We start from the raw sequence: 9154 nt of genomic DNA on the forward strand, positions 1-9154 counted from the left end.
ACCCCGCGCGTGGGCTTGCGGGCAGTCTCCGCCCCCGGCGCCGCCGTTTTCTGTGGGGCGCCGCCGGAGCCAGGGTGCCTGACTTCGCAGCGTGGGCTGCGGGAGGGTGCGCGTCAGTGGCTGGCGGCGAGTTCGCCGCTGAGCTTGCCGTGGAGGTGGGCGCTCGGTTCGTTCAGGCCGGTGATCTCGACGCTCTTGCCGCGCTGGGCGTACTTGGTCTCGATGGCGTCCAAGGCGGCGACGGACGAGGCGTCCCAGATGTGGGCGGCGGACAGGTCGACGATGACCTTGTCGGGGTCGCCCACGTAGTTGAACTGTCCGACGAGGTCGTTGGAGGAGGCGAAGAACAGCTCACCGGTCACCCGATAAACCACGCTGGCGCCGTCGGGATCGGTCACCGCAGTGACCTCGGCCAGGTGGGCGACCCGCTTGGCGAAGACCACCATCGCGGTGATCGAGCCGACGACGACGCCGATGGCGAGGTTGTGGGTGACGACCACGCAGGCGACAGTGATCACCATGACGGTGATCTCCCCGGCGGGCATCCGCTTGAGGGTCTTCGGGGCGATGGAGTGCCAGTCGAACGTCGCGAACGACACCATGACCATGACGGCGACCAAGGCGGCCATGGGGATGTCGGAGACGACGGGGCCGAAGACGATGCACAGCATCATCAGGAAGGATCCGGCCAGGAAGGTCGACAGGCGGGTGCGGGCGCCGGACACTTTTACATTGATCATCGTCTGGCCGATCATGGCGCAGCCGCCCATACCGCCGAAGAAGCCGGTGACGATGTTGGCGATGCCCTGCCCGATGGACTCGCGGGTCTTGCTGGAGTGGGTGTCGGTGATGTCGTCGACCAGCTTTGCCGTCATCAGCGACTCCATCAGGCCGACCAAGGCCATTGCGAACGCGTACGGGGCGATGGTCGTCAGGGTGTCCAGGGTGAAGGGCACGTCCGGCAGGCCCGGTAGCGGCAGCGAGGTCGGCAGGTCGCCCTTGTCGCCGACGGTGGGCACCGCGATCCCGGCCGCTACCGTGACGACGGTGAGGATCACGATGGACACCAGCGGCGCCGGGATCACCGTGGTGACCTTGGGGAAGAACACCATCAGCGCCAGCCCTCCCGCGATCAGCGGGTACACCGGCCAGGGCACGCCGGTCATCTCGGGGACCTGGGCCATGAAGATGAGGATGGCGAGGGCGTTGACGAAGCCGACCATCACCGAACGCGGGATGAACCGCATCAGCTTCGCCACGCCGAGCGCGCCCAGGATCACCTGGAAGACTCCGGCGAGGATGACGGCAGCGACGAGGTAGCCCAGGCCGTGTTCCCGGTTGAGGGGGGCGATCACGAGGGCGACCGCGCCGGTGGCGGCGGAGATCATCGCCCGTCGGCCGCCGACGACGGCGATGGTGACGGCCATGGTGAAGGAGGCGAACAGGCCGATCGCCGGATCGACGCCGGCGATGATCGAGAACGAGATCGCCTCCGGGATCAGGGCGAGCGCGACTACCAGGCCGGCCAGCACCTCGGTGCGCCAGACTTTCGGATCACGCAGCCAGTCCGGACGCAGGGCGCGCAGCCGCGCGCCAGGAGAGAGAACGGAAGAAGACAAGAAAGCAGCTACCTGTCGTGCTCGGGCACACCCCAAGGACACATCAGGGCGCGCGAAGGAAGGCACGGGAGGCCGAGCCGGCGTCCCGCAATCGGCCCGCTGAACAGGGCCGGAAGTCAAGGTGGGGGCAGAGCCGGTCGAAGCCGCGGAAGAAGCGGCTGCTCGGGCTCTGGTCAAAGGCGAAGCGTCACGGCGGACAGGCAGCGGCGCCGGGCACAACGAACTCGCGCACGCGTAACTCCTGCAAAACTCGGATTCTTCGCCGGGGGCGGCATCGGCCCCGACACGACGGCGCGGCCGGGCGCACTTGCCCGCACCACACACGAAGCGAGGACGGCCCGCAGGCCCGAACCTCACCACCGGAAACTCTACCCTAACGTTAGAGTAGGAATCGGCGGCCGAAGGGGACTCGGCACCGCCGGAGACGAGAAGGGCCAGATCAGGACGTGGACGGCAAGCACATGCAGATCGGCGAAGTCGCCGCGCGGACCGAACTGTCCCTGCGCACCATCCGGCACTACGAGGAGACCGGCCTCGTCATCCCTTCCGCCCGCTCTCAGGGCGGCTTCCGCCTCTACACCGAGGCCGATGTCGCCCGCCTCATGGTGATCCGCCGCATGAAACCGCTCGGCTTCACTCTGCAGGAGATGCGCGACCTGCTGGAGGCCACCGACCGCCTCGACTCCGACGAGCAGGCCGACGCCGCCGAGCGGGAAGCGTTGCTGGAGCGGGTGCGCGGCTTCGAGCAGGCCGCCGCCCGCAAGGTCGGGGAGCTGCGCGTCCAGCTGGAGCGCGCGGAGGACTTCGCCGCCACCCTCCGCAACCGGCTGGCGGCCACCAGCCCTGACAACGCCTCCCTCATCGGCCCGGCCACGCATTCCTGACAGTGGCCCCGCGCCGCGCGTCACTGACGCTTGGACGCCGGGTGAGGCACGTAGCCGTGGAGGAAGGCCCGGACTCCGGCGGTGATGAGCGTGGCGCGGGCCGGGGCGGACAGCGTCGCCGCGCCGTGGTGGCTGCGTTCGGCCACCGATCCGGCAGTCAGCAGCAGGAAGTGGTCGGCCGCCACGGCAGCGTCGGCCACGTCCAGGACGCCGAGATCCGCCGGGCGGCGCAGCTGGTGGGCGAGCGCCCGCTGGGTACGCTGAGGTCCGGCCTCGTCCCACGCTTGCAGCAGGGTGCGCGGCAGGGTGGGGCCTTGGGCTCGTAGCCGGCGGACCACGGCGAAGTGGTCGGTGAATTCAGCGCGCGGCTTGTTCCACACCTTCGCCAGCGCAAGAAGGGCCGCCACCAGTGCGTCCGCGTCGCCGACAGGGCCCAGGTGCCGTTCGATGAGCTCGACCAGGACATCGGCGACACGCGCGGAGCCGTCCTGGACGACGGCGGTGAACAACTCCTCCTTGCCCTTGAAGTACGGACACCACGCTGCCGGGCCTCGAGGCCGGTGCGGTGGTGACGCGCACGCGGTGGGGGACGGTGGCCGCTTCCGCGCTACTGAAACTTGAATGGGTGATGTCGGGCTGGCGAGATCTGCTGCTGATCCGCCAAGATCTGGGCGTGACGAAGCACGAAGCGGAACTGGTGGCCATGTTGCGCGAGCTCGATGATCCCGAGTGGTTGGAGCGGCCCCGGGACTACGACCGTGGCGAGACTGGCGCGTTGTTCAACGACCTCGTGGCACACCTTGAGGACGACTTCGCCACGCCATGTGCCAATGAGCGGGACACGCAGGATTCCAGTGAGTACGGGCGGGTCACCGTGCCGGCAGAGGCGACCGTGTGCGGAACCCGGATCGTCGCCTGCGTGAGCAAGTTCGGCTCCCTGGCGCTGGTCTGCGCCGACAATCCGGGCGCCTTCCTCGGCACAAGGGAAGCACAAGCAGAGGGCGAGTTGGATGCTGCGGATCTGAACAAGGTCTGCGGGACTTTGGCCAACCTCGGGTACGCGATCGTTCCCGAGGAACTACTGGAGTGCGACTACGCTGGGCCGAGCGAGCTGCCTTGGCATGTTGAGCGACCCACCTGGTGGCACCGCTTCTTCGGAATCTTCTGACGATTGCGTTGTGAGGGACAGGCCGGTGCCGACGAGACAGCCGTCGACCACGTCGGGCCGGTACTGGATCTGCTTGAGCTCGTGCTTGCGCTTGACGGCTCGGGTGACCTGGGAGAGGTCGGCGGCGGCAAGGTGCTCTTTCCGTACTCGGCTGCCCAAACTTGGCAGAACGGCCTCCTCATACAGAAGCGTTCAACGTGTCGCGGCAGCGTGGTCAGGGCCGGCCCGGTGCGCGGCCCGGGTCTCAGCCGTCCGGGGCGGCCGCCAAGAGTGCAGTGACCTGTTCGGTGATGGGGCCCCAGGCGTCGGGGACGTCCGCCACACAGGTCTCGCGCAGCTCGTCCAAGGGGCGGGCGGCATCGGGGCCGTAGGCCGCGGTCGCGGTCAGGACGTCGTAGCCGTGGCGGACGGCGGCGCGAAGGCGGTGGTGTCCGCCGGTGTCGGTGTGCAGGGCAGTGGCGACGACGAGAGGCGGTTCGCCGCTCGCCTCGCCCGGCAGCTTGCGGTAGGCGCTGGCGACCGGCGCGGACCATCGCAGGCCGAGCAGCAGCGGCCGCTTCGCTGTCACTTCGGCCAGATCGGTCTCGTAGACGCCGTGCGAGGCCAGTACGGTCGCGCGGGCCTCCAGGACCAGGGCCGCGGGTAGCAGGCAACGCAACGTGCTGCCTGCCAGGTTGCCGCCGACCGTGGCCGCGCGGCGCACCGCGCCGGTGCCCACCGCTTTGGCCGCAGCGTGCAAGACGTACGGGATGCGGCCGTCAATGCGGCTCAGTACCACCGCACCGCCCAGCTCCTCGGGGCCGATGACATTGGCCTGCGGCAACTCTCGCAGCGACATGGCCTGTTCCGGGAACCCGTCGCGTTGCCACGTGGCCCAGACCAGGGTCGCGCCGCCTATCGGCACCGCCCCCTCGGTCAAGCACTCCCGCGCTTCCGACACAGTTTTGGGCAGTCGTACCAACACCTCAGCCACCCTGGCCTTTCTTCGACTCGGACGGACAGCTCTCGGCCACTTGCCCGTCGGCACGGCGCATTTTGGCCGCTCCGGAGGGGGCGCATACAGGGCTCACACGCGCGCGGTTATGTGCCTGCTTGGTGCGGCCGCGGCCGGAAAGACCGCGCGGAGACGGTGGCGGGCGCGGCGCTGTCGGTGTGTCCATGGGACGACGACCCAGTCGGCGTCACCGGGGGCGCACAAACTGTCGGCTGTCAGGTCCTGGCACTTTCCCTGCCGACAGCGCGACGTGACAGGCCCAGAACACGTGGGCCGGGGCAAGTACGGCTCGCAAGCGCGGCCGCGGCAGCCGGCGAACGCACGCTGCCGTTCGCCTGGCTCTCGTTCTCGGTCCTCGCCGCGCCCCTACGCCATCGTGGGACCGAGACGGTAACCGCTGGCAGCGCTCGGGACGCAGGCCGTGCACCACACGCCACCGCTAACGGCCCCCCTCGCACAGAGAACCCCGACAGCTATCCCAACGAGCTCTCGGACAACCTGGCCAACCGGCACATGGAGTGGGCCGAACCGGGTCAGGCGCAGGCTGGGGCTGCCTCGGGTGACCCGGTCAGCAGCTTCGGCCAGTGGTGGGCGTTGCTCGCCTGGCAGGTGAGGCGGGTGACCTGGCGGACATCGAGATTCCACAGTCGCACCTTGGCCATCGGCTCGCCGAGGGTGGTGGCGAGGGTGCGGCCGTCGGAGCTGAGCGCCAGGTCGTTGAGGCCGCCGGCGTTGCTGCGAAGGACGGCCACGGTGCGCCGCGTGGTGACATGCCACAGACGTAGTGTGCCGTCCTGTCCACCGGTGATCAGCAGGTACCCGTTGCGGCTGAATGCGATCGCGGAGACGGCCGTGTGGTGTCCGGTGAGGGTGGCGGTGCTCTGACGGGTGGTGGTGTCCCACAGTCTGATGGTCTGGTCGGCGCCCGCGGAGGCGAGCGTCTGTCCGTCGGGGCTGAACGCCACGTCTGACACAGCGTCTTTGTGTCCGGTGAGGGTGGCGGTGCTCTCGTGGGTGGTGGTGTCCCACAGTCTGGTGGTCTGGTCGGCGCCCGCGGAGGCGAGTGTCTTCCCGTCAGGGCTGAACGCGACGGCGAGGACCGCGCCGGTGTGCCCGGCAAGGACGACGGCGCGCCGTGTTGCCACGTCCCACAGGCGCACGGTGCCGTCGTAGCTGGCGGTGGCCAATATGCGCCCGTCCGGACTGTAGGCGGCTGCCAGCACGTTCTTCCTGTGGCCGGTCAGGGCAGCGGTTTGCCGGTGGGTGGCGGTGTTCCACAGCCGGACGGTGTTGTCGGTGCCGGTTGTGGCCAGTGTGCGGCCGTCAGGGCTGAAGGCGATGCCCCAGGCACCGTTGTCGTGAGCGGTGAGCGTCGCCGTCTCCTGCTGCCGGTTGACGTCGTACAACCTGACGGTGCCGTCGCCGAAGCCGGTGGCCAAGGTGCGCCCGTCGGGGCTGAAAGCGGTGCGCAGGGCACTCGGGGTGTCGCCGAACGTGATCAGCAGTCGGCGCGTGGCTGGGTTGTACAGGCGCACCGTGCCGTCGGCGCCTGCCGTGGCGAGCAAACCTCCGTCGGAGCTGAACACCACGGCGTTCACGGCATCGGAGTTGCCGGCGAGGGTACCGACTTGGCGGTGTGTGCCGGGGTTCCACAGCGTGACGGTGCTGTGCGCGGCTGTGGTGGCCACGGTGCGGCCGTCCGGGGAGAACACGACGGCCCTCACTGAATCGCCGTTGCCACGCAGGACGGTGATGGCGCGTGGTGCCTTGAGGCTCCACAGGCGGGTGGTGGTGTCATCGCCGGCCGACGCCAGGGTGCGGCCGTCCGGCGAGAAGGCCAGGGCACGGACGGTGTCGACGTGCCCGGTGAACCCGGCGGTGATGCGGTGTGATGTCGCGTCCCACACGCGCACGGTGCGATCGGCACCGGCCGTCGCCAGCCTGCGTCCGTCCGGCGAGAAGGCCACCGCGTGAACGGCCCCGGCGTGAACGGAGAGTGTGGCAGTCGCCCTGCGGTTAAGCGTGCTCCACAGGCGTACTGTGCCGTCGTTGCCGGCGCTGGCCAGGATGCGTCCGTCGGGGCTCAGCGCCAGCGCGTTCACGGCGCTGGAGTGGCCGGTGAGAGTGGCCGTTTCCCGTTGTGTTGCCGGGTTCCAGAGTTTCACACTGCCGTCGGCGCCGGCTGTGGCCAGCGTGTGTCCGTCCGAGCTGAACGCCGCGCCGGTCACCGCGTCCGTGTGCCCCCTGAGAGTGGCGGTCAACCGCCGCGTCGCCGTATTCCACAGCTTCACGCTGTGGTCCTCGCTCGCGGACGCCAAGGTGTGCCCGTCGGGGCCGAATGCCACGGCGTTGACGCTGCCGGTGTGTGGGGTGAGCTGATTGGCCCGGTGCATGTTGTAGGCGCTCAGCAGACTGCTGTGTGCCTCGGTCGTGGGCGCCTTCCGGAGCCCTTCGAGTGCCAGCAGCATCGCTTCCTCCGGGCGGCGATTCAGCAGAGCGTCTCCCCGGGCCGACAGCTCCCGTGACAGGGCGATGTCGCGCTCCCGGTCCGCCGTGTGCTGCGCTCCTGTCGCCCAGATCGCGGCTGTGGTGGCCATCAGGGCGAGGACGCTCACCAGAGCCAGCCCCACGCGTCGGATCCGCGCCCTGTGACGGATCGCCGCACCTTCGGTGACTTGGGCGGCGAGACTGGAATCGAGGAAGGATCGTTCCAGGGCGGACAGTGACAGTGATCGATGTTCGAGTGCCGCGGCCAGTTCCAGGCGGGTGCCGCGGTACAGCGCGCCGGGGTCGCGGCCCAACTGCTGCCATTCCTGGGCCGCGTCGGTGAGCTGGCGTAATGTGCGCAGGGCGTCGCGGTCCTCGGACAGCCAACCGTGCAGCCTCGGCCAGCAGCGGATCAGGGCTTCGTGGGCTATCTCCACGCGGCCGCGGTCCAGGGACAGCAGCCGCGCCTTGGCCGCCTCATCGAGTACGACGCTGACGTCGTCGTCGGAATCGGCCAGACCTTCCAGTTCCCGCCGTTGCGCCGGCCGTCGAGTGTCCTGCGTGTCCTCCCCCAGTGCGGCCAGCCGCACGAACATCTCCCGGGCCAACTCGCGCTGCTTCGCGTCCAGACCCTGGTAGAACTCCTCCGCTGTCCGCGCCAGAGCGCCCTCCAGCCCGCCTGTCGCGTTGAACGCCTCCAGTGTCAGCGCGTTTCCGCGGCGCCGACGCCAGGTTTGCAGCAGCGCGTGCGACAGCAGCGGCAGCACGCTTGCCTGGCGGTGGGCTTGCGCTGTCAGCGCTGCCAACAGCGATCCCTGCACGGTCAGCCCGGCCCGCTGGGCCGGCTGAACCACCGCCTGCCGCAGTTCCTCCAGCGTCATCGGCCCCACGGGCATCTGCCCATCGCGCATCGCCTCCACCAGCAGCGCATGGCGGGTACAGTGCGCAAAGAAGTCGGCGCGCACACCCAGGACGATCCGGCACCGGCTGCCGACAGCGGAAGCGGCGGTGACCAACGCGGTGATGAAGCCGTCCCGCTCGGCATCGTCTCTGCAGAGGGTGAAAACTTCCTCGAACTGGTCGACGACGAGCACGACGTCACCGTCGCCCTCCCCTTCCCTGGCGGCGATCTGCCGTACCACCCGCCCCAGATTTTGCGGCTCCGAAGCCAGTTCCGCGTACAACCCGCCCGGAGTGACCCCCGCCAGTGCCCCCAGCTGCACAGCGCACTCCTCCAGCGGCCGGGCGCCCGGCGTGAAAACGATCACGGGCATCGCTGTGATGAGCCGGTGAGTCAGCCCAGCGCGCAAGAGTGACGACTTCCCCGATCCCGAGGCCCCGGAGACCACGACGAACCGTTGCCGGTCCAGTCTCTCCATCAGCTCGGCCACCAGCCGCTCCCGGCCGAAGAACCACTGCGCGTCCCGCGTCTGGAACGCTGCCAGCCCCAGGTAGGGCGCCCCGCCCCGGGCCTCCACCGGATCTGCGTCCGCAGTGCGTTCTCCGAGTTCGGCCGCCACCGTCCGCCAGACGCGCTCCCACTCCTCCGGGTCTCCGTCGCAGGCCCGTACGTACGCCAGGGTCACCGCCAAGGACGGCAGCCGCTGTCCTGAAGCCGCGCTGGAAAGAGTCGAGATCGAGTAATGCGCGTGCTCTGCCAGCGTCCGGTACGGCGGGCTGCCCGCTTTCTGGCGCAGCCGTCGCAGGTCCGCGGCGAACTTCAGCAGCGGGCCGTCTCCGGCTTCCAGCGGTCGCTCTCCACGCGGCACAGCAACACCACCTGCTTTCCGGCGTCACAGGAATCAAGGGGTGTCACATCTTTCAGCATTGGTTTGCTCGGCACCAGCCTCGCTGCTTCGGGCGGGCCCCGGGTCCGGCGGCACCGGCACGTGGATCAACTGGCAGGTCGAGGGCGCCCGTTCAGTGAGTTCTTTCTCCGAAGCACGCGGCGTGGGGGGGGGCGCGCCGGCGGCCACCCCCCCCCCCCCGACCCCGACAAACA

Annotated in this window: 6 protein-coding genes; 2 read left to right on the forward strand and 4 right to left on the reverse strand. The window is 69.4% G+C overall.

All coding sequences use genetic code 11. The annotated features are described in order from the left end of the window. Positions 1–113 precede the first annotated feature (113 nt). Entirely contained in the window at positions 114–1619 is a 1506-nt protein-coding gene (locus AB0E85_RS39075) for a SulP family inorganic anion transporter (protein WP_361937525.1), read from the reverse strand. Positions 1620–2065: 446 nt separating this feature from the next. Here AB0E85_RS39075 and AB0E85_RS39080 point away from each other — a divergent pair, with 446 nt between their 5' ends. Next, complete coding sequence (locus AB0E85_RS39080; protein WP_361937526.1) at positions 2066–2503, forward strand: MerR family transcriptional regulator; 438 nt, start codon at positions 2066–2068, stop codon at positions 2501–2503. Positions 2504–2523: 20 nt separating this feature from the next. Here the strand turns inward: AB0E85_RS39080 and AB0E85_RS39085 are convergent, their stop codons facing one another. After that, positions 2524–3012 carry a TetR/AcrR family transcriptional regulator C-terminal domain-containing protein gene (locus AB0E85_RS39085; protein WP_361937527.1) on the reverse strand — a complete coding sequence of 163 codons (489 nt, stop codon included), beginning with the start codon at positions 3010–3012 and terminating at the stop codon, positions 2524–2526. Positions 3013–3095: 83 nt separating this feature from the next. Here AB0E85_RS39085 and AB0E85_RS39090 point away from each other — a divergent pair, with 83 nt between their 5' ends. Then, on the forward strand, positions 3096–3671 hold the full coding sequence (locus AB0E85_RS39090; RefSeq protein ID WP_361937528.1) for a hypothetical protein: 576 nt from the start codon (positions 3096–3098) through the stop codon (positions 3669–3671). Positions 3672–3915: 244 nt separating this feature from the next. On the opposite strand, the gene AB0E85_RS39095 is transcribed toward AB0E85_RS39090, so the two are convergent. Continuing rightward, the gene (locus AB0E85_RS39095) at positions 3916–4635 is read right to left on the reverse strand and encodes an FAD binding domain-containing protein (RefSeq protein WP_361937530.1); all 720 of its coding nucleotides are present in this window, start codon (positions 4633–4635) and stop codon (positions 3916–3918) included. Between the two features lie 563 nt (positions 4636–5198). Continuing rightward, a complete protein-coding gene (locus tag AB0E85_RS39100; protein WP_361937529.1) occupies positions 5199–8672 on the reverse strand; it encodes a WD40 repeat domain-containing protein in 3474 nt (1157 codons plus the stop codon). Positions 8673–9154 lie beyond the last annotated feature (482 nt).

Origin of the sequence: Streptomyces sp. NPDC029044, assembly GCF_040637495.1 — a bacterium.
Taxonomy (GTDB): domain Bacteria; phylum Actinomycetota; class Actinomycetes; order Streptomycetales; family Streptomycetaceae; genus Streptomyces.